Raw genomic sequence first — 20,429 nt, forward strand, 5'->3', positions numbered from 1 at the left:
TATCAAAGGGGCACTTGCATGCTATACTATTATTTAATATTCAGATATCAAAGGGAGGCACTTGCATGCTAGATTTTTATAATCGTTTATCTTCAGAGGTATATGATTTAGATAAACCCATTGGTCATTCGTTTGGTGACGTAGAATTTTATAAAGAAAGATTGCTCTCCTGTAAAGGTAGAATCCTTGAGCCAGCAGTAGGTACAGGTCGGATATTAATTCCTCTATTAGAAAATGGTTTGCATGTTGATGGATTTGATAGCTCACTAGATATGCTTCGTATTTGTCAGATTAACTGTGAAAAGAGAGGTTTCACTCCAAATCTTTTTGAAGCAAAAATGGAAACCTTTTTATCACCTATTCCATATCATACAATTATCGTACCCACCGGGACATTTTTGTTACTTCATGAGAGGGAGACATCTCTACAAGCCTTGCAAAATTTCTATCAAAATCTAGAGCACGGTGGAAAATTAATCGTAGATCTATTCTTGCAAACCGAATTTTCATTTGGTACAACCTCAACTAGAACATGGACATGTGATAATGCTGATGTGATTACATATGAAGATACCTTAATTGAAGTAGATTATATTAATCAATATAGTATTTCTCATGGTAGATATGAAAAATGGAGAAACGGTACTCTTTTAGAAACAGAGCTAGAGCGTTTTCCCTTACGTTGGTATGGTGTGGAAGAATTTAGAATGATTCTCGAAAAAATCGGTTTCGAGCAAATTATTATTTCTGCTGATTACCAGTTTGGTGTATATCCAACAAAAGAAACGCAAACCATTACTTTTGAAGCGATTGCTAACAAGAAATAATGGAGCAATTTTTTTGAGCAAACATGTACAAAGACACACCTATATATCCACTCTGCTCATAAAGGCAAGCGTCCACCTTTTTTCCTTCCAAGGAGGAATATCAAGGTGGACGCTCGTTCCTGTTACGTTTCCTTTGTATCTCATTGTAAACCAGATAAAACCTACATCCACTCCGCCAATGCAACGCGCAAGGCTTGGACATCCTCCACTCTTGTCAATCCGGTTGTTTTATCCACTATGGACGTGTAGATGTGTGGGATCACTTCTGTAGCACCATTTGCGATGCAAACGCGCACTGTTTCAGCCATATTTTCGATGGTGATTCCACCTGTCGGCTCAAAAATTGTAATACCTGCATCTACAGCGGCCTTCACCATAGCAGCCAGTTCATCTAATCGGTTATTTAACGGATAAAATTTGACAGAGGTTACCCCCATGTCCGCTAATAATGCTGCTGCTGCTTCACACGAGATAGCTTCTTCATATTTCTGACTCTCAGGTCCTGTCGTCACATACACCTTACCCGCCGTACCACTTGGTGTAATTACTGCATTGACGATTGTATTTGTAGCACCTACACTCTCCAACAGTCCAATGGTATAACCGGCTGCTGGGAATACTTGATTCACGTGCGGTGGAATGGTGAGCTTGGATACGTCAGCTACCTTTTTCCACTGGGCTGGATCAGCCGCCCCTAAGCCTACTGACACTGGGATACCTGCTCTCTGAAACTCTTTTATCTTTTCCACTGCCGATTCCACACTTGGAAAGGATTTGACCATAAGACCTACCAATACCTGGCCGTTTAATATCTCCATAATGTCTTTTGCATTCTCAGTATCTCCTGCTAATAAATTCACACGTACTTTTACGTTATTTGTCATCATTATCCTCCTATGCTTGCCAAATTTGGTGTAAACGCTGAGCGATCTGTTTTTCTTGTTGAGGAAGCAAAGGTCGGGGATCAATATTGATGATTCCTATATTCGCATAATGATCCCTTGTATAAATGGCCGGCTTTCCTTCTTTCAATTTCTGGGAAAGCTCGGTGGCCGTCATACCAGCCTCTGCTGGATCAATGGTTAGTTGGGCACGGTAAATTTCACGCCCTGCTTCATCTTGAACAATGCGACCTGTTACTCCTGCCAAATCTTTTATTTGTTCCAGAAAGGATTGCATACGTTCCTTCTGCTCCTTGCCCGTTTCTGGCTTATTTGCGTAGCGTTCTAATGCCATTACTAGACCGACCAACGCTTCTTTGCCGACCTTCATCGCACGTCCTACACCTTTGTACTGGGCATGGCACGCATCAATTAACGCCTGTTTGCCACAAATAAAACCCGAAGTTGGCCCCTCTATGGCTTTACCACCACTATAGATAACCAAATCCGCCCCCATTTGAACATACATGTGCAAATCATCTTCAGCAGCAGCATCCACGACGACAGGGAGCTGATGACGATGCCCGATCTCCAGCATAGCCTGTAGAGATTGCATACCTTTTTGCACGGCATGGTGCGATTTAATGTAAAAGAGTGCAGCGGTATTTTCATTAATGGCACCTTCAATATGATCAGCTTCCACCAAATTGGCATGACCTACCTCAATCACTTTTGCTCCTCCAAGAGCCATCATCTGTGGAACAGCTCCTCCAAAATGAACAGAATGTCCTTTCTGTACAATTACTTCATTTGGAACGCCTAGTAAAAAAGGAATTTTCTCTAGCTTAGCCAGATTGCTTCCTGCGATGATAGCCGCTGTAGCGATTGCGATACCTGCCGAGGCCCCAAGCGTTGGGCACCCTCCTTCTGCACCCGTTGCTTTCGCGATACGTTTCCCTACCTCATGTAACAGCTCCCGCATATCCACATAATCCATCGACGCTTCTGAGATAGCACGAGCCACTTCGGGATGGACAGCACTTGCACCTAGTGCCGTCATCTTCCCACTCGCATTAATGACCGCACGAAGTCCTAGCTGTTGATAGATTGACATAATTTCTTCAGCCTTTCTGTTTCCAGCGTATTTATAAAATAAAACCAAAGTAACATCTGGGTAAACGCATAATCAATTCAGAACTCACCTCAATTACGTTGGAATTTGAAAAATCCCTCCCATAATCATGGCACCAATAATTGCACCACCTGCAATCGGTTTTTTAAAGGCATAGAACAGAGCCGCACCTATTGTAGCACCAATGCCAACGGGAATAGATGCCATAATCGCTGTAATAACAATTAATGGACCCAAATAACGACCTGCTGCGTTACCAGCTCCCATCATGACATCTGCTCCAAATGTTGAGGTGGAACCAGCTACAGTATAGCGTCGAATCAAGATAATAATTAGCCCAATCAGTAATCCAAGACCTGCACCTACCACCAACGCCAACGGGAACGATTCTATAGGGGCTACAATCCCCGCTCCAAGCAACATAGCAGGCACTCCAATACCAATACCCGTTTGCAAAGCCCCACCGATGTCCAAAATACCAACTAATGGACCTTCTAGGACTCTGGCAAACAAGAAGCTGGCTCCAAATGCCGCTGCTGCACCATAGCTTCCGCCTTTAATACCAGCCTCTAACATAGCTACGATAGCAATATCATTAAACGCCCCTACATGATGCACATAATACATATGCGTACCTGCGAAAATACCAGAACATAAGCAAGCAACAAAAATAGGGAAAGCCCACTCAGATAACCAAAAACCTTGCTTTTCTAACGATTGATCCATGTTATTTCACCTCTGATCCAAACATTTTGTGTAAATCAATGAGCCATTGAGGGATATCTACTTGAATACTGTGCAGGAACGCTACATCAAAACCACGGAAAAATCCACTTAGTGTGTACAATAGAACAACGGCAACCACCAGAGTTTTCGTAATACGATTCCAACCGCTATCGTCCACACCTTTACCGATTAAAATACCAAGGACGATACCAGGGACAGCATTCCCCATGATTAAGTGAGCAAAACCACCTAGTACGGTTCCCCATAAACCGGTACGTTTACCAGCATCCATAGCCGCCATCCAGAAAACGATTGGCATAATTGGGTTAATCAACCAGTTAGCAGCTGGCACCAGTACTTTGGTTGCCACTAACTGCATAGAAGAAGGAATGGAGGAAGCTGTAGAGTTCAATAAGGCAACCACGACAACTCCAACGAGTGCGCCTGCAAATGCCATTTTCTTCGGATCATGTAAAGTTTCAGAAACATTTCGATTTTTCCACAATAGCCCCGCCGCTGCCCAGTTGGGGATAATACGATGATCAACGTCCTGTGTCAATGCACCTGCACCAACAACGGACGCCCAAGCATTAAATAGAAAGCCCAGACCAAATGAAAAGTGAGATATCGGATCTCCTTCGCATGCATTTAACTCTCCAAAGGTACGAAAAGCACCCATCCCTTGTACATTGGGAGCGTGGAACATACGAGCTGCCCCTGCTCCAACCCCAAACCCAACAAGTGCACCAATAATGATTGATTTTAAAATAATGATCAAGGTGATACTCATCTGCAACCCCCTCTTTTCCGTGCTTACGTGTTAGGATTTTTCTTGAGTCTCAATAGCTTGTTGCCGGATAATTGCTGCGCTTCTTCTGCAAATTCAATTTTTGACAGCTCAATTACACGCAAACGGACCAGAACGCGCACTTCAATCGTATACTTCGTCCTATTGCGTGGAAACAAAATTCCTAAGAAGCGCTCTTTATAGGTAGATTGACTTGCCTTCAAAACCTCAACATCCATTGGTTCAATTCGTAAAATAAGCTCGGGAATCTCGCGTGCCAGCTTGTTTTTAATCTGACCAAACACTTGTTGAAAAGCAGCTTCTTTAGATTCCCCGCTCCCACTTAACGTCAACGTGTAATCAAGCTCTTTGTACATTTTCCTCTTCCTCCTACCCTTTCATTTTTTTAAACTCTTCCGTCATACGTCTTCCTAATTCTTCAATATCCATAAAACCAAAGCCAATTACCTTTTTACCTGCGCGCAAAGCAGTAACTCCAGCATCAATGGAGCGTAAACCGAACTCAATATCATAACCATATTTCGTCTTAGCTGTCACCGCACCGGCCCCACCGCTCCCGCAGAACGATAATCCGAAATCGGCATTTTCTTTATTCATGTAATCGCCTACCTTCATATCAGCTCCTACGCCTGGAATAAGGATTGGTGTCCCCCCTGCCGCTTCAATTCCTTTCGCGATATTTTGTCCCTTACCCAAACGATCTCCAATGACCACCTTGATTTCTCCCATTACAATTCCCTCCTAATTTGTCTCTTCTTGTACAGCCTTAGCTGCTTCCAAATGCACTTGCAAAAGAAAAATTTCAATGGATTCTAGCGGAAAACCATATTGAAATCCGTAAGCATCCAATACTTTTTGAGAGATTTGCTTTAAACGCACATCTCCTTCCTCTATTAAAGAGGAATCAACAGCAGGCAATTTTTCCTGGTTTTGTACTCGTCTCATAAAGGCGAGCAGATGAACCCCCATAGCAATCCAGCGTTCCTTAGTAATCATCAGCGGGAGTTGATAAGCCTGCTCTTGTACCTTTTCGAGCAATGTGGTCAGCTCTTTCGCTTCTGTATCTTGCATAGGGGATAGTGTGGCTACTTCCTCTACAATGCTTGTCATCATATACATCTCAATACCTTTCCTGATTTAATAGTGAGCTCTGGTTGCAAATAGCTCGATGTAAGGATGGTAGCTTCCTCAGAATCGGTTACATGAAGGGGTTCTTTCTTTAGTCGTAGCAAGCTAATATCAGCACGTGTCCCTTCTTTTAAGCTTCCGATTACCTGTTCTCTTTGTAAAATCTTAGCTGGATTGTATGTGCTCATCTCTATTACTTCTTCTAGAGGAACACCTAGCGCTAGTAATTTGGTCATCGTTATTGTCAAGCTGTGTACAGGACCATCTACGTTATGCCGATAAATATCTGTACTTATTGTATAAGGCTTAATTCCCAGCTCCAAGGCACGTTTCATCGTTGCGAAACTAAAACTTGATGTACCGTGGCCTACATCAAAAATTACACCGCGTTTCAATGCTTGATCTGCTTCTGGAAGTAGGCTGCCATCTTTTGTAAAAATACCCCCCTTTTTACCATGAAACGCATGTGTGACAACATCTCCTTCTTCTAGCAATTCCAATACTTCATGAAGCGGTGGAGGTGCATTTCCGATGTGAACCATTACTGGTACTGCCAGCTCATTAGCCAGCTTTTTGGCTACATACAAAGGTTTTATCCCATTTTCTTTTACAACAGAGGCGCTCATTCTTGCTTTAATACCACAGATTCTTGAATCGCTCTTGATTAGGCGAGCTGTTTCTTCTGACGCCAATTGAGTCATATCGGCTAATTCCGATAGTCCACCGCATAGACCTAACCGCGATATATTTATCCAAGCAAGCACTTCTGTTTCACTGTTAGTAACCGCTTCTTCTAAAAAGATAGGATAGGTATCTACACCAGCGCTTCCTGCATCCACGACTGTTGTCACACCTTGTTGCACACCGATCCGATCCGTTTTTATTCCAAGCGGTGTTTTATCCGTGAATACATGCACATGTAGATCAATTAATCCGGGGGTCACGATGTATTCTCTCGCATCAATGATTTTTGTGGCTGTTGGAAGTGAGAGATCATCATTTCCTTCCCAAACCTTCTGAATCATTCCGTTGGTAATACCAATATGAAACCGACCATTTCGCCCACTAGCTGGGTCTATTACATGTCCATTGCGAATAAGTAAGTCGTAGTTCATTTTGTATTTTAGCCCCTCTCTTCTGTAAAATATCGCATGATGGCAGTAAGCTCACTGGGAGGCAATTCAAGTTGTTCCTGCTCAAAAAATTGGGCTAATTCATACCGATAGGCTTGCATTTGACGGGATTCCTGTAATCCGCTCGTCTCATAGTTAAAGTAAGAACTGCCATGCGACAAGCGATTCATCATTAGCAGGACGTGTAAAAACAATCCTTGTTGCCTCTTTTCAGGCAAAAGATGAGCAAATCGGCTGGTCAATTTCATCCCAATCTCAAAACCTTGCAGGATAATGTCCTGTGTTACGTTCTCCATTTCCTGAAGCATCGCAGGTGACATATTTTCAGCGAGTAAAGCAAATTTTGTTCGTTCTCCTCTGGAAAATGAATCAGATGTAGTTATTTCAGTTGCTCTTTGTGTTGGGATCGTTGAAGCTGTAAAAGTTCTTGTGGCTAATAATGCTCCTGCTTGTGGGGCTTCTTTGACTTGTTTTGCTTTTACCGTGTTCAATACTGATTGTAGCTTTTCCCGATCCTGTTTAGTTGGCAAAGCATTTATTTGCACAACAGGCACCTTTGCCTGTAGAGGGATAACACTAACGATGACGTCAACAGATCTGCTTTGCAAAAAGCTATCGACTTCCAAACTAGAGCAAAGTCCCACTACATGTAGCGTTTTAACTTCCTTTTCCAAATGTGTCTGTAAAAATCTTGCTACTCCTCTCCCGGTCCCGCAAACCACTAAAGCACGAACTCGTTTATGTTCTAATAAACGTTCCTGCGCCGCTTGGAAATGTAATACGATGTAAGCGATATCAGAATTGGAAAGTAGAATTTGATACTTGCTAAACTTCTCTAAGCAAATTTGCTTCAGTGCTGTAAACAGAGATGGATACGTTCGTATAATATCGTCTGTCAACGGGTTAGGGTCCAAAACACCATTTCTGTATTTCACAATGCGATCAGCCAGATGCGCAAATAAATGTTCCATAAGACCCGGATCTTCTCGAAACATGATTCCACATTTGTCTGATACAGCTTGAATTAGTTCATCTGTCAACGCATAGATTTCTGCTTGTTCTTGAGAATCTACTCTATGCTCGTACGCGTGTGGGTCCACAATCATCCCGATGGTGGGCATGCAAATAAAAGCGATTTCTTTATCAGTAATCGGGAGGGATAACTGATCAAACAGTACCTGCAACTCTTCTTGGAAATAGGTAAAAATGGAGAACTGATGAATAGCTGAAATCTCTAACGTATCCAGTTGGTTGTTAAACCCGCTACGAAGACGTTGCACGACAATGCCCATACGAATTAATAAACTGATGAGCACCCTGTCTGACAGATGAATTTGTAGCTCCTTGCCTACTCGAAGTACGACACGATTCAATGATTCTTTCAACTGAGACGTTTCCTTTTCGTCAATTTTCAATCTCTGATAAATGGGGGCAGCTAGAGCCATGCTATCTTGTTCTTGTGAAATACTCTGTACAAGCTGAAACATTTCATAGCCATCTAATAAATCCAACATTAATTGTTCTAGTGCTAGTCTACGCTGAAGCTCTTTACCAACAATTCGTAAGCCAACACGTAATTTTCGTTCAAATTGTAACTGCCAATAACTACAAAACCGTTCCACTTCTTCAAGATCAGAAATGATGGTGTTGCGACTTACTAGTAAACGGTCGGTAAAATCTTTAATCCGCAAAAAATTCTCTTCACATAACAGCTCTAGTGCGATATATCGGGCTCGTTCGTTTTGGTGCAAAAAGATTTCGTTTGACCCAGGAGTTTGTAGCCAGTCCATTACTTGTTTTTTGATCGGCTCCTGACATTCCAGCCAGATTCCCTTATTTGGTTGAGAAAACAATGGGATATTACGTTCTTTGAGCCAAGCGCGGACATGATCTAAATCATATTTGACGGTTCGTTCGCTAACTTGAAAGTCTTGTGCAATTTCCTTTATTCGGAGCGGTTCTGGTGCTAACACCAACGTTTTGACAATTTCACGTGATCGCGAAGACAGCATGCCTTTCTCTCCTCCCCGTCTGATCTATGTTGTAAGCGCATCCACTATCTTGTTGGTTTCATTATATGCCTGTCTCATCCTTTCTTAAAGTTCGATTCCTTTCCCTGTGAGATGGTGCAAAATTCGATACTTACAAAAACACAAGGAGAAACCATGCAAGTGAATAACATTCTTACGGTCTGAACACACATACTCCGTTTATGTAGCTACACCTATCGCACGACATATGGTCAAAGAAATGGTAATATTTTTATAATATCAGATTAAAAAAAGTATTGAAAAAATTAGGCAAACAGGAAATAATAGGAATATATTAGACAAAAATATTAAAAAAGGAGGCACACAAATGAAAAGGTTTTTCTCATGGTTATCCACACTTCTAGTTTTGGTAGCAATGCTCGTACCAAACATTTCCTTTGCTCAAACAGACACCGACTCTTCATCCTCAGATTCTCGAACGGCTGCTTCTCCCTATAACAAGCGAATTGTAGCGTATTACCCAGAATGGGGAATTTATTCAGGACATAACAATTATACTCCTGGCAAAATTCCTTGGAGTAAGATTACTCACCTCAACTACGCTTTTGCAGACATTAACTTGACAACAGGAACGATTGATTATTTCGATAAATACGCCGCTACGGAAGCCTTGATGGATGGTGCTACATGGGGCTCTCCTGATGCAGGTACTCTAGGTTCTATTCGCAAATACAAGAAACAGTATCCTCATGTGAAGACTATGATTTCCGTAGGTGGATGGTCTCGCTCTGCTGGGTTCCATGATGTGGCCAAAACTCCTGAAGCAAGAGCAAAATTCTCCAATAGTGTTGTCGATTTCATTCGTCAATGGCAATTCGATGGAGTAGATATCGACTGGGAATACCCCGGCTTTAAACGTGACCCTGACAAAGTGGATAATCCGAATGATCTCGGTACGCCAAAAGCGAATGATACCGAAAAACAAACCTTTACTCTCCTTCTTAAAGATCTTAGGGAAGCACTCACCAAAGCTGGACAAGAAGATGGAAAATACTACGAGCTGACAGCAGCAGTAGGTTGCGGATTGGACAAAATCGCCAAGACCGAACCTGATAAATATGCCCAATACCTCGACTTCATCAATATAATGACCTATGACATCCACGGAGCGTGGGAAAATAAAACAGGTCATCACTCCCCTCTATTTTCAAATCCTAAAGAACCTTATGAAGAATTAATCAAAATCAACTACAATACAGCTCAAGCTATGAAAAACTTTGAAAAATATGGAATTTCAAAAGACAAGCTTATTGTAGGATCTCCACTCTACTCGCGTGGATGGGGTCAAGTGAAAAATGATGGACCTATTCCTGAATTACCTGGCTTGTTTGCCTCTACTGTTCCTGAAAGCGTAAAAGGAATTTGGGATGGCGGCCGCAATGCAGGCAACAATCCGTACTACCATATCAAAGATGTTTTAGAAAAAGACCCCGCTTTCAAAAAATATTACGATCCCGTTTCCAAAGCTCCTTATATCTACAGTGAAAGCAAACAACAGATGTATACCTATGAAGACCCCACTTCCATACAAGAAAAAGTAAATTTCGTTAATCAAAACGGCTATGGTGGAATCATTGTCTGGGAAGTGACAGGTGATCCAAAAGAAGAATTGATTAGTGTGGTTGCAAATGGCTTCAAATCGGGAACAACTCCTGTAGAATATGGAACGGTTTCCTTACAAGTGGCAAATCAACCTTACTCCTTCACTCCTGAAATTACATTTAATGGAATCGCTTACAACATTCCTTTTGGACAAAGCAAACTAGTTGATCAAGTGCCAACAGGTACCTATGCGGTTACAGCAAAACCATTTGAAGATGCTACCTACAAATACTCGCCAATCATTAAACCAGGTACTGTTCAAGTGGCTAAAGGCCAAACACATTCCGTAACAGCTGAATACAAACAGGAGCCTAAAGGCCCTACAGGTCCTGATCCAAGCAAGGTTCAAGCAAAGGTAGAGTTTAAGGTAACATCACAATGGGAGACCGGCTACAACTTTGACCTCGTAATTACCAACACAGGAAACACTCCTGTTTCAAATTGGACCTTACAATTTGACTATGCTGGCCAGCTCACTTCTGTATGGGATGCAACTCTCACACCTGGTCAAAATAGCTACCAAATTAAACCTCCAAGTTGGACCCCAGAGATTGCACCCGGTAAATTATTCAAATTAAGTGGAGCAGGTTCAGGTCAAGCCTCTATTCCTGCCAATTACAAAATAAATGGTTCACCAATCACGGGAGCATCATTGTCCACAGGAGGTCCTACTAATACACATCAGTAGCAGGAAGGGCATGTTTTAGATACAGATACGTTTTATGTTAGCTGTAGCATAAAAAAACTGAAATGAGTAAGGTGGCCTTTGGTCACCTCCTCATTTCAACTTCCCTCCCTTTCGCTTCTGGGTCCGCTTAAAGATGGACGGTGTCCAGTCCAGAGATGCTGTGGGTCTTCAGAGCCATATCCCCATTTCCCCATAAACTTCGTTCCATTATCATAAAATTCTAGATAAATTCTGCCGCTACGAACTGAGTTAATAGTAGATCGCTTCCATGTTCCTATTAAAAGGTTCCTTGGCGATAAAATTCCTGATATTTCGCCAATTTCCCCCTGTTCCATCGAAGGGAGACGAAAATACCCTTTAACATGGTTAGTAGGAGCAATGCTAAAATTTCCTTGATCATCATAATAAATAAATTGTAAGTCCCCCTTGTCGTCTGTAAGCCAGAGTCCCCCAATATCCAACGGTTGTAAATCAACATTTTGTTGATAAGGGTAGACGTATGATACGTAATTATTAGAAGGATAGTACCACGTTTGCCATTTATCCATATATGACAAGCCTCCTTTTTATAAGAAGTCCTATAGACACCAGTCTACATGCTAGATTATGCCTACTATAAGAAAAGGAGTTTGTCTAATTAAATTATATGGTGCCTAAGAAGAACTAGAAGAACTACAACGTTTTAAATGCAATGGGTCTCTTCTAAGAAACAAGTCTAATTCAGAATTAGAAATGTCTGTATAAACTCGTATTACATATCATGGAGACTTATATAAGGAATAATGGACAAGATATTCAAGTTTATCGAAGGAAAAGCCGAGAAAAGCTTTCTATCCGCAAAAACGTGTAATACTTAGCTACGGACAAAAAACATCCCGACCACTATAAAAGTAGTCGGGATGTTGTATAGCAAATACGTTTTTAAAATAAATGTATGTGGAACAAAATTAAAAACTATGTCATATCCATTGAAACCAGCTATTTACTATGTTAAAATGGAAGATACTCCAATGCTAATTTCATACAAATAAATATCTAATTAGATTTTATCATTTAAAAACAACATTGTCAACCCTTTTCTACACACATAATTCATCAAAAGGAGCGAATTCTCTCGTATGACAGATCAAAATTGGAAAAATGAGCAAATACGGGTAAATCAAGTTATTCAAGAAATTGATCGTCGCATGAATCAATACGAGGCTGACGTAAGTGTTCTTAAGGCTGATGTAATTGATATTCGTAAAACTTTTTGGGATGATGTGACCGTAAATTTAGACGATCCCCATGAGGCAGCTGAAACCTATGCTAGTGTCAAGCAGCAAGCAGAAATATTGTCAGAGCGGGAACGCACACATATGCATACCGAAAATCAATTACGTACGTTAAAACGTTTACGGGACTCCCCTTACTTCGGTCGAATTGACTTTACTGATCATGCTTTGCATAAAGAAGATACAGAGCCAGAGCGCATCTATATTGGCCTCGCCTCTCTTCTTAATCAAACAGAAGATGGGCTATTGATTTATGACTGGCGTGCTCCTATCGCCAGCTTATACTATGATTATCCGCCTGGAGAGGCACAGTATGACACACCTGATGGAATTGTAACGGGAACGCTAGAATTAAAGCGTCAATATATCATTAGAAATGGAACAATCGAGGGATTATTTGATACAGGGGTGACTATTGGTGATGAGCTGTTACAGGAGGTACTTGGCAAACAAGGAACCAATCAGATGAAAACAATCGTCTCCACCATTCAACGAGAACAAAATCGGATTATACGTAATGAAAAAAGCCAACTGCTGATCGTACAGGGAGCAGCTGGTAGCGGAAAAACCTCCGCTGCCTTGCAACGCATTGCTTACTTACTTTATCGATATCGCGATAGACTAAGCGCGGAGCAAATTGTTTTATTTTCACCTAATGCGATGTTTAATAGCTACATCTCTACCGTACTACCAGAGCTTGGCGAAGAAAACATGCAACAAACGACCTTTCAGGATTATCTGAGGAAGCGCCTTGGGAAAACCTTTAAGCTAGAAGACCCTTTCTCCCAATTAGAGTATGTACAGACTGCTTACGATGAGGCAGATTATGAAACAAGATTGGAGGGAATTCGCTACAAGGCTACCTCTGATTTTATGGAACTAATTGAACATTATGTCCACCAGTTGAGTAAGCAAGGACTTATCTTTCGCGACATAACGTTTCAAGGAGATGTGTTATTCTCTCGTGAGCAACTAGCAGATAAATTCTATTCCTTCGATCCTTCCATCTCCATTCCTGTGCGAATCAAACAACTAGCTAGCTGGTTACTTACCCAATTAAAATTGATCGCACGTAAAGAACGAACGAAATCCTGGGTGGAAGATGAACTTGAACTATTAGATAAGGATGACTTTCAACAAGCTTATGAAACATTGCTAAAACAAAATCGACTTAAAGGAAATTCCTTTGACGATCATGAGCAAGAGAAAAAGCTACTAACAAGTATGATTGTAAATAAGCACCTAAAGCCATTGCGAACACGGATCAAAAGGTTGGGGTTTCTTGATTTGTCTACCATCTATCAAACATTATTTACAGCTACTCTGAATACAGAAGGTAGCTCCATCACCCTTCCAAAGCATTGGGACGACATTTGTTCCCTGACGCTAGAAAAGCTTACTTATCGCGATCTCTTTTATGAAGATGCTACCCCTTATCTCTATCTACAAGGATTGATAAAGGGATTTGAGACAAATACACAGGTTTTGCATGTCTTTCTGGATGAGGCACAGGACTATTCGCCCTTTCAGCTTGCCTTTTTAAAAAAAATGTTTCCTTTTAGCAAGATGACCTTGCTTGGAGATTACAATCAAATGATTTTGGCCCATACAAACTCTACTCATGATTGGACGACATTTGCATCCACCTTTGCTCATGAGAAAAGTGAAATCATCCAACTAACTCGTAGCTATCGTTCCACCCGTCCCATAGTTTTGTTTACACGCGAGCTTGTTGAAGGTGGCCTAGACATTATTCCATTCAATCGAGACGGTAGACGTCCTACCTTAACCGTAGTAGGAAGTACTCAGCTTACTTGCTTACTTACAAAACGTCTACAATCGTTACAGCAAACAGGACATCGCACGATTGCTGTCATTTGTAAAACTATGCAAGAAAGCAAGGAAGCATATGAGCTTCTACGAACAGAGCTTCCGATACGTCTTGTCGAGCAAGACACTGCTAGCTTTGATCCAGGTCTACTTGTCGTTCCTGCATCACTTTCCAAAGGCGTAGAGTTTGATGCTGTTATTATTTACAATGCCTCAACGAAACAATACGGAAAAGAAAGCGACAGAAAGCTACTTTATACGGCTTGTACCCGCGCTATGCACGAATTGCACATATACAGCCTGCAAGATATCAGTCCGTTTATTACGGCTGTTTCTCCTGATACGTATGAACTGCACCAGGAGTAGTATCGCTCTTTACGTTCTTCACAAAAATCCCGTTTACCTAAAAGTTAATGTAATGTCACTTTTAGGTAAACGGGATGAATTTTATCCTTCGTCTAGAGTTGTATCAAGACCCTGTAGAGGGTCCACTAAAGACAATTTGATAGATCAATTTTCGCTCACTATCGTTCATCTGGAGTATGGTATGTTGCTCATAATCCCTCTGATCATTCTCCTGATACTGGTTACATTCCAGCTTTGTTTGGTTGCTCTGTTTAACCTGTCCCTCTAACTGATTCAAGCTGACTCCATCTTCAACCACAGGAATAGCGATAAATTGACAGGAATTAAAATACAAACGAACCATCGTATCGTTTTCAATCAATTCCCATTTAGCCAAATGACGATGAATCGGAGGTGCCACCTCTTTTTCCGCATCCTCAGCTACATCAATGATCTGAATCTCCATAGCGCAATTCACAAAATCAGGTAATATTTCTTGCAAAAAATGAGCATCCTGTTTACCCATGTTCATCGTCACTCCTCCTTTCAGTTAGATCATGGACTAGCTACGTTTATCAAGTAAATAGATATAGGAAGCCACTGGTACAGCAATGATAGCCAAGCCGCTACATAACAGCACCTCAGCATAACGTTGCGCATAATACATATCGACGCACAGCTGCACGAATGTTATGCTCCCTAAGAATACCAAGCACATGCAGATAACTCTCCAATAGCTAGATTTCATAAGGTCTCACCCCTGTCGCATAAATGGCTCCATCATGAATTTTTAGAATAATTTCCGGTAAAGCGCGTTTTGGTGGACCTGCGATCGGGTCACCTGTCATAACGCTAAATTTACCATGATGGCATGGGCATAATAATTCTTTTTGCTCCTTATTCCAAAACACTGGACATTTCAAATGTGGACAAGAATTCTGATAAGCTCGGTACTCGTTTTCCCCTACACGCACTAACAATGCTGGATCATGCTTGCTTGGATAAGCAAAATCCACTGCTTCTCCGATGGAAACCTGAGCTACATCAGCTATCTTGACAATGTTTTCTTCTTGTTTAGGTGCGAGCCCCAGCAGCTCACGTGCGGCTAGCGTTCCCCATGGTAAGGACGCAACTGCAAATACTCCTGCAGCCCCCACCATGGTTTTCATAAATCCACGTCTATCCAATGTGCGTTCATTATCTCGATGGATATTATGTGTATAGTTATCATCCTGTTTTGGAACTTTCATTTTTTTATTCTTTTCCATACGTACGACACCCTTCCTTAGAATAGCTTCTGTTTTCCTTGTAAGATGCCAGGCAGACTGATCTTGACGTTTGTTTCCCCTTCTAATGGTCCAAGCATACTGGCTGTCCATTTTCCGTTAGCCAGTTCTACTTGAGAAGCTTTCTGGGCTACCTCTTCATCTGTTAACCACTGCAATGTATTGGTAGGACAAACAGAAGCACACATCGGGGGAATCCCATCCTTGGATCGATCGTAACAAAGATCGCATTTATACATGAGATTCTGTTCCTCGTCAAATTTAGGTATCCCGTACGGACAAGCGATCGTACAGTTCTGGCACCCGATGCATTTTTCTACTAAGGCGGATAAAACCGCACCGTTATCAGCTATCTGTATGGCTTGAGCTGGACAACTTCTGGCACAAGCAGGATTAACACAATGTAAACACATGAGTGGAATAGTCTGTCGGCTAACAAACGGGTCGGTCTCCAGCACATAATTACGATTTCGCATGTCATGGCCGCCACACTGCGTACAGGCGGCTAGACAACTACGACACCCGATGCAATTTTCCATTTCGATATACAAAACATGCTTAGCCACGGGCTTGTCCTCCCTTGTCTAGTTTGACGATTTCCGCTGAACATGCCTTGAATTCTGGCATACGACTGTACGGATCAAGCGCTGGATTCGTCAGTAGGTTAATGGATTCGTCTTTCCCCCAATGGTAAGGTACGAAAACAGTATCAGGTCGAATCGCTTCAATTACTTTGACCTTATATTTTGCTTGTCCACGACGCGTTTTTAATAAAACCAATTCACCATGCCTGATACCATATACCTCTGCCGTTTTGGGATGAACCTCTAACAATGGGTCGGGATACATTTCTTTCAAAAACGGAATCCGGCGTGTCTGGTTACCAGATAAATAGTGAAAAACAACACGACCTGTTGTTAAACGCAAGGGATAGTCCTTGCAAGGCTCTTCTGCCGGCGGACGATAAGGTAAGGCACAAATCTTTGCCTTTCCATCTGGATGATAAAATTCTTTATCTAAGAACAAATGAGGCTCCCCTTGATCTTCATCTGAAGTACAAGGCCAGAAAACGCCATTGTTTTTTTCAATTTTTTCGTACGTAATCCCCGAGTAATCTGCAATAGCGCCACGTGACAGTTCTGTTAACTCGGTAAATATATCGCGTGGAGATTGTAAATGGCTAAAGTATTCTCCCCGTCCCATACGCTTAGCTATTTCAATTTGAATCCACCAGTCAGGCTTAGATTCTGCATACCAATCCTGCGCTTGATTATGGCGAATGACGCGTCCTTCAAGATTAGTGGTTGTTCCTTCATCTTCTGCCCAGGTTGTAGTTGGTAAGATCACATCTGCATATTCGGCTGATTCCGATAAATAAAAATCGACGCAAACCATAAAATCAAGTTCCTTGAGCGCTGCCCGTACGTGATGCTGGTTTGGTGCACTAACCGCTGGATTGGAACATAACAAGTAAAGCGAACGGATGGTTTTATCCAGCATCAGTTGGAACATTTCGTAGGCAGAGACCCCTTTTTGCGGCATCTCACAGACTGGTATTCCCCAACGCTCTGCTACCAATTTCACATCTTCAGGATTGTCCATTTTACGATAGCCTGGCAACTGATCCGCCTTCTGTCCATGCTCGCGTCCACCTTGTCCGTTACCTTGTCCGGTCAATGTAGCTACCCCTGATTTTGGACGTCCAATTTTACCTGTTACTAAGGCCATATTCGTGTACGCCGATACGTTATCTGTTCCTTTTGATTGCTGTTCCACACCACGGCAGAACAGGACAATTGCTTCTGGTGCTTTTCCATAAATCTCAGCTGCACGAATTATTTTCTCTGCATCGCAACCTGTGATTTCGCTCACATACTCTGGTGTGAACTCTTTCACTACTTCCTTTGTTTCTTCAAAACCATTTGTGTGGTTTTTCACGAATGCTTCGTCGATATAACCTTTTTCAATCAAGAGATGTACTATTCCGTTCGCTAATGCCAAATCCGTACCCGGACGAATATCTAAATGAATGTCCGCTCGACGGGCCAAAGGTGTTTCACGTGGATCAACCACAATTAGATATCCGCCACGATTCTGCACTTCCCAGATACGAAACATGCTAGTCGGATGACACTCTGCTGCATTCGACCCAGTAATAAACAAGCAATCGGTCTGATGAATATCTGTCCAAGGTATAGTGGAGCCTCGATCAATTCCTAAGCTACGGTTTAAACCTGCCGCCGCAGATGACATGCAAAAGCGACCATTGTAATCAATATAGCGAGTTTGCAAAGCAATACGAGCGAATTTACCGGTTAAGTAACATTTTTCATTGGTCATGGAAACTCCGGAATAAACAGACAAGGTATCTTTTCCATGCTTTTCTTGCAGTTCTTGATACTTTCGAACAATGAGGTCTAAGGCTTCGTCCCAGCTTGCTTCTCGGAAACCTTCCGGTGTTCCTTTTAAAGCAGCATCATCTCGAATTAACGGTCGTTTAATGCGATCAGGATGATTCACTTGTTGATAGGCGGTGGTTCCTTTTGGACAAAGTTTGCCGAGATTAATCGGAAAATCATAACGAGGTTCTACCCCGATAATCTTGTTGGAAGTTGTATCAACACGTAATTTCATCCCACATTGCATTCCACAATAACTACAGTGCGTATCAACAAGCTTTTCGCCTGGATGGATTTTGTTTGGAATCTGTTTAAGAAATTTATCCGTTGGCATGCTGATTGCCCTCCTCCTTTAAAGTGTGATGTGTCGGTTTTCCTGTAAAGCGGGACATGCGATATTTACGGCGACATGGTAAGCACAGCTCTGCTAGGTGGAAGCCCTCCTGCATTTCAAAAGAGATTTGATTTTTCTGTAACACCTCAATCACATCGTTGGACTGCTCCATTGAGACAAATTCCGTATCGCATAACTTACAGGTTTTCATTGATTGTTCACCGTAATGAAGGCGATAATTACGGGCAAACACACTTAGCGGACGGAAAGGTACATGCGCCAGCTTACCAAATGGCATATAAATCAAGGTAATAATCACAAAGAATTGATGAATCATTTTTAACACTGGATGTCCAAAGCCTGCCAAAAAGATGTTAGATGCTGTCAATAAAAGTCCTGTAAAACTGATCGCCATCAATAAATATAGCGGTAAAAAATCATATACAAAGGTTTGTTCTGCACGAGCTTGCATGTCTTTATGTCGACGATACAAGGCCATGGAAACACCAGAAATGACCATAAAAGCGCTGATATTCAAACCATTGAAAAAACAATAAGCTAGGAATCCATCTGCTTTAATTGTCATCATATCGATACCCATAAACACCACCGTATACATACCATTTATTGGCATAGTAAAGTACATCCAGCCAAATACAAGAGGAAATGTAACGAAAGCAGCGAGCATACAGCCCCATCCCATCAGAATATGTTGGGTCCAGCGATACCAGTGACGATTCCAGATAAAGCGATAGGTTACCAACTGCTCTGTCGCTGTTTTAGGACTATTTTTACGAAAAAGAAGTTTTATGCCTTTTTTAATAATAAGTTTTGTAGGTGGACGTTCCGCCCATGCGCCAAACCGATATAAAAAACCACCAATGAATACCAACGTTCCAACCATATAACCATATAAGGCTAAATCCATATGGGTAAACGATCTTGATCCTACATAAGATAAGATGAACAGCACCAAGACGATGCAAAAGGCTCTTTTGGCAAATTTGGATGCAAAAGCACGGTTCATGATCAGCTACCTCCTAACAATTTTTAGTTTTATTGTTCTGTTTTCTCTTTTTCAGGTGATGATCGGTTGTCATTGTATCGAATTCATGTACTGCTCAGTGTGATGAGTATCACTTATACCTGTACAAATTTTTAACACATTGAAATAGTGCCTTTCATTTCTAGTTATTCATCGCTATAATAAATATTCAAAGGAAACGTCATTTTGCATGGAGGTCTCGTTGTGGGCAATCAAGGAATTACATTCATTCAGCAAGTCTCCCCCGACTTTACCCAGCACCTAAAAAAGATATCTATTCCCAAAAAATTTTCTGCTGGCTCCGTACTTTTTATGGATGGGGACAAAGCTGATCATTTATACCTGATTGAATCCGGACAATTGAAACTTACCAAGACGACGACGGACGGAAAAGAATTAACCCTGCAAGTTTTTAGTAGTGGAGAGCTCGTTGGTGTCCCCGGATTGTTTGAAGAGAATTTAACCTTCAATACTACCGCCAGTATGTTGCAACCTGGTGAGATCAACATTATCCCTCGTCAAGCATTGGAGCGCCTTCTTTTAAAAAATGGTATGTTCTGTGCTGAATTTTTACGGTGGATGGGTATCATGAATCGCCGGATCCAATCTAAATTCCGTGATTTGTTGTTGAATGGAAAAATTGGAGCGCTCTACTCCACTCTGATTCGATTGAGCAACAGCTACGGAGAACAACACGATAACGGCATTTACATTACGCTTGCTCTCACCAATCGCGATTTAGCACAATTTATTGGGCTAACAAGGGAAAGCGTAAACCGTATGTTGTCTGAGTTGAAAAAACAAGATGTCATCGAGCAGAATGCGCAAGGCAATATTTTAATTAAAGATCTTTCCTTTTTAAAAGATGCCATCTGTTGTGATGATTGTCCCAATGAAATATGTCAGATTTAAAAGAGAGTCTTGGTTACTAGCAACCAAG

General features: G+C 41.7%; 20 protein-coding genes. 4 read left to right on the forward strand and 16 right to left on the reverse strand.

Annotated elements, in window-relative coordinates:
* Positions 1–65: 65 nt before the first annotated feature.
* Positions 66–827 (forward strand): class I SAM-dependent methyltransferase, encoded by a 762-nt coding sequence (locus EEL30_20270; GenBank protein QDX94413.1) that lies wholly within the window; start codon positions 66–68, stop codon positions 825–827.
* 161 nt (positions 828–988) lie between these two features.
* On the opposite strand, the gene EEL30_20275 is transcribed toward EEL30_20270, so the two are convergent.
* The 9 genes from EEL30_20275 to EEL30_20315 form a co-directional block, all read right to left on the reverse strand.
* Positions 989–1,711 (reverse strand): oxo-acid lyase, encoded by a 723-nt coding sequence (locus tag EEL30_20275; GenBank protein QDX94414.1) that lies wholly within the window; start codon positions 1,709–1,711, stop codon positions 989–991.
* Between the two features lie 10 nt (positions 1,712–1,721).
* Positions 1,722–2,822 carry a DgaE family pyridoxal phosphate-dependent ammonia lyase gene (locus EEL30_20280; protein QDX95834.1) on the reverse strand — a complete coding sequence of 367 codons (1,101 nt, stop codon included), beginning with the start codon at positions 2,820–2,822 and terminating at the stop codon, positions 1,722–1,724.
* Positions 2,823–2,915: 93 nt separating this feature from the next.
* Positions 2,916–3,566: a DUF4310 family protein gene (locus tag EEL30_20285; GenBank protein QDX94415.1), complete on the reverse strand. Its 651-nt coding sequence runs from the start codon at positions 3,564–3,566 to the stop codon at positions 2,916–2,918.
* A gap of 1 nt (position 3,567) precedes the next feature.
* Positions 3,568–4,356 (reverse strand): DUF4311 domain-containing protein, encoded by a 789-nt coding sequence (locus EEL30_20290; GenBank protein QDX94416.1) that lies wholly within the window; start codon positions 4,354–4,356, stop codon positions 3,568–3,570.
* A gap of 23 nt (positions 4,357–4,379) precedes the next feature.
* Positions 4,380–4,730, reverse strand: coding sequence for a DUF4312 family protein (locus tag EEL30_20295; GenBank protein ID QDX94417.1), 351 nt, complete (start codon positions 4,728–4,730; stop codon positions 4,380–4,382).
* A 13-nt stretch (positions 4,731–4,743) separates the two neighbouring features.
* A complete protein-coding gene (locus EEL30_20300; GenBank protein QDX94418.1) occupies positions 4,744–5,103 on the reverse strand; it encodes a hypothetical protein in 360 nt (119 codons plus the stop codon).
* Positions 5,104–5,115: 12 nt separating this feature from the next.
* A complete protein-coding gene (locus tag EEL30_20305) occupies positions 5,116–5,493 on the reverse strand; it encodes a PRD domain-containing protein (GenBank protein QDX94419.1) in 378 nt (125 codons plus the stop codon).
* Entirely contained in the window at positions 5,484–6,617 is a 1,134-nt protein-coding gene (locus EEL30_20310) for an amidohydrolase/deacetylase family metallohydrolase (protein ID QDX94420.1), read from the reverse strand. The genes EEL30_20305 and EEL30_20310 overlap by 10 nt, the downstream gene beginning before the upstream one ends.
* A gap of 8 nt (positions 6,618–6,625) precedes the next feature.
* Entirely contained in the window at positions 6,626–8,647 is a 2,022-nt protein-coding gene (locus EEL30_20315; GenBank protein ID QDX94421.1) for a PRD domain-containing protein, read from the reverse strand.
* A gap of 346 nt (positions 8,648–8,993) precedes the next feature.
* Here EEL30_20315 and EEL30_20320 point away from each other — a divergent pair, with 346 nt between their 5' ends.
* Positions 8,994–10,976: a chitinase gene (locus tag EEL30_20320; GenBank protein ID QDX94422.1), complete on the forward strand. Its 1,983-nt coding sequence runs from the start codon at positions 8,994–8,996 to the stop codon at positions 10,974–10,976.
* A 95-nt stretch (positions 10,977–11,071) separates the two neighbouring features.
* On the opposite strand, the gene EEL30_20325 is transcribed toward EEL30_20320, so the two are convergent.
* A complete protein-coding gene (locus EEL30_20325) occupies positions 11,072–11,524 on the reverse strand; it encodes a hypothetical protein (protein ID QDX94423.1) in 453 nt (150 codons plus the stop codon).
* Positions 11,525–12,094: 570 nt separating this feature from the next.
* Between EEL30_20325 and EEL30_20330 the strand changes: the two genes are divergently transcribed.
* A complete protein-coding gene (locus EEL30_20330; GenBank protein ID QDX94424.1) occupies positions 12,095–14,446 on the forward strand; it encodes a helicase in 2,352 nt (783 codons plus the stop codon).
* 103 nt (positions 14,447–14,549) lie between these two features.
* On the opposite strand, the gene EEL30_20335 is transcribed toward EEL30_20330, so the two are convergent.
* Genes EEL30_20335 through EEL30_20360 form a run of 6 tightly spaced genes read right to left on the reverse strand, consistent with a single transcriptional unit; the run spans position 14,550 to position 19,471 of the window.
* Positions 14,550–14,957 carry a hypothetical protein gene (locus tag EEL30_20335; GenBank protein QDX94425.1) on the reverse strand — a complete coding sequence of 136 codons (408 nt, stop codon included), beginning with the start codon at positions 14,955–14,957 and terminating at the stop codon, positions 14,550–14,552.
* Between the two features lie 30 nt (positions 14,958–14,987).
* The gene (locus tag EEL30_20340; protein ID QDX94426.1) at positions 14,988–15,173 is read right to left on the reverse strand and encodes a hypothetical protein; all 186 of its coding nucleotides are present in this window, start codon (positions 15,171–15,173) and stop codon (positions 14,988–14,990) included.
* A complete protein-coding gene (locus EEL30_20345; GenBank protein ID QDX94427.1) occupies positions 15,163–15,693 on the reverse strand; it encodes a 2Fe-2S ferredoxin in 531 nt (176 codons plus the stop codon). The genes EEL30_20340 and EEL30_20345 overlap by 11 nt, the downstream gene beginning before the upstream one ends.
* Before the next feature lie 17 nt (positions 15,694–15,710).
* A complete protein-coding gene (locus EEL30_20350; protein ID QDX95835.1) occupies positions 15,711–16,250 on the reverse strand; it encodes a 4Fe-4S dicluster domain-containing protein in 540 nt (179 codons plus the stop codon).
* Between the two features lie 19 nt (positions 16,251–16,269).
* Positions 16,270–18,444, reverse strand: coding sequence for a nitrite reductase (locus tag EEL30_20355; protein ID QDX94428.1), 2,175 nt, complete (start codon positions 18,442–18,444; stop codon positions 16,270–16,272).
* Complete coding sequence (locus EEL30_20360) at positions 18,431–19,471, reverse strand: hypothetical protein (GenBank protein QDX94429.1); 1,041 nt, start codon at positions 19,469–19,471, stop codon at positions 18,431–18,433. The genes EEL30_20355 and EEL30_20360 overlap by 14 nt, the downstream gene beginning before the upstream one ends.
* A 204-nt stretch (positions 19,472–19,675) precedes the next feature.
* Here EEL30_20360 and EEL30_20365 point away from each other — a divergent pair, with 204 nt between their 5' ends.
* On the forward strand, positions 19,676–20,401 hold the full coding sequence (locus EEL30_20365) for a Crp/Fnr family transcriptional regulator (protein QDX94430.1): 726 nt from the start codon (positions 19,676–19,678) through the stop codon (positions 20,399–20,401).
* The last annotated feature ends 28 nt before the right edge of the window (positions 20,402–20,429 follow it).

It is taken from the genome of Brevibacillus laterosporus, assembly GCA_007833815.1.
Taxonomy (GTDB): domain Bacteria; phylum Bacillota; class Bacilli; order Brevibacillales; family Brevibacillaceae; genus Brevibacillus_B; species Brevibacillus_B laterosporus_D.

What these genes read in the sequence shown, in the direction of transcription:
- EEL30_20270 (QDX94413.1), top strand. Translation starts at nt 66, where the DNA reads ATGCTAGATTTTTATAATCGTTTATCTTCAGAGGTATATGATTTAGAT.
- EEL30_20275 (QDX94414.1), bottom strand. Translation starts at nt 1,711, where the DNA reads ATGACAAATAACGTAAAAGTACGTGTGAATTTATTAGCAGGAGATACT.
- EEL30_20280 (QDX95834.1), bottom strand. Translation starts at nt 2,822, where the DNA reads ATGTCAATCTATCAACAGCTAGGACTTCGTGCGGTCATTAATGCGAGT.
- EEL30_20285 (QDX94415.1), bottom strand. Translation starts at nt 3,566, where the DNA reads ATGGATCAATCGTTAGAAAAGCAAGGTTTTTGGTTATCTGAGTGGGCT.
- EEL30_20290 (QDX94416.1), bottom strand. Translation starts at nt 4,356, where the DNA reads ATGAGTATCACCTTGATCATTATTTTAAAATCAATCATTATTGGTGCA.
- EEL30_20295 (QDX94417.1), bottom strand. Translation starts at nt 4,730, where the DNA reads ATGTACAAAGAGCTTGATTACACGTTGACGTTAAGTGGGAGCGGGGAA.
- EEL30_20300 (QDX94418.1), bottom strand. Translation starts at nt 5,103, where the DNA reads ATGGGAGAAATCAAGGTGGTCATTGGAGATCGTTTGGGTAAGGGACAA.
- EEL30_20305 (QDX94419.1), bottom strand. Translation starts at nt 5,493, where the DNA reads ATGTATATGATGACAAGCATTGTAGAGGAAGTAGCCACACTATCCCCT.
- EEL30_20310 (QDX94420.1), bottom strand. Translation starts at nt 6,617, where the DNA reads ATGAACTACGACTTACTTATTCGCAATGGACATGTAATAGACCCAGCT.
- EEL30_20315 (QDX94421.1), bottom strand. Translation starts at nt 8,647, where the DNA reads ATGCTGTCTTCGCGATCACGTGAAATTGTCAAAACGTTGGTGTTAGCA.
- EEL30_20320 (QDX94422.1), top strand. Translation starts at nt 8,994, where the DNA reads ATGAAAAGGTTTTTCTCATGGTTATCCACACTTCTAGTTTTGGTAGCA.
- EEL30_20325 (QDX94423.1), bottom strand. Translation starts at nt 11,524, where the DNA reads ATGGATAAATGGCAAACGTGGTACTATCCTTCTAATAATTACGTATCA.
- EEL30_20330 (QDX94424.1), top strand. Translation starts at nt 12,095, where the DNA reads ATGACAGATCAAAATTGGAAAAATGAGCAAATACGGGTAAATCAAGTT.
- EEL30_20335 (QDX94425.1), bottom strand. Translation starts at nt 14,957, where the DNA reads ATGAACATGGGTAAACAGGATGCTCATTTTTTGCAAGAAATATTACCT.
- EEL30_20340 (QDX94426.1), bottom strand. Translation starts at nt 15,173, where the DNA reads ATGAAATCTAGCTATTGGAGAGTTATCTGCATGTGCTTGGTATTCTTA.
- EEL30_20345 (QDX94427.1), bottom strand. Translation starts at nt 15,693, where the DNA reads ATGGAAAAGAATAAAAAAATGAAAGTTCCAAAACAGGATGATAACTAT.
- EEL30_20350 (QDX95835.1), bottom strand. Translation starts at nt 16,250, where the DNA reads ATGGAAAATTGCATCGGGTGTCGTAGTTGTCTAGCCGCCTGTACGCAG.
- EEL30_20355 (QDX94428.1), bottom strand. Translation starts at nt 18,444, where the DNA reads ATGCCAACGGATAAATTTCTTAAACAGATTCCAAACAAAATCCATCCA.
- EEL30_20360 (QDX94429.1), bottom strand. Translation starts at nt 19,471, where the DNA reads ATGAACCGTGCTTTTGCATCCAAATTTGCCAAAAGAGCCTTTTGCATC.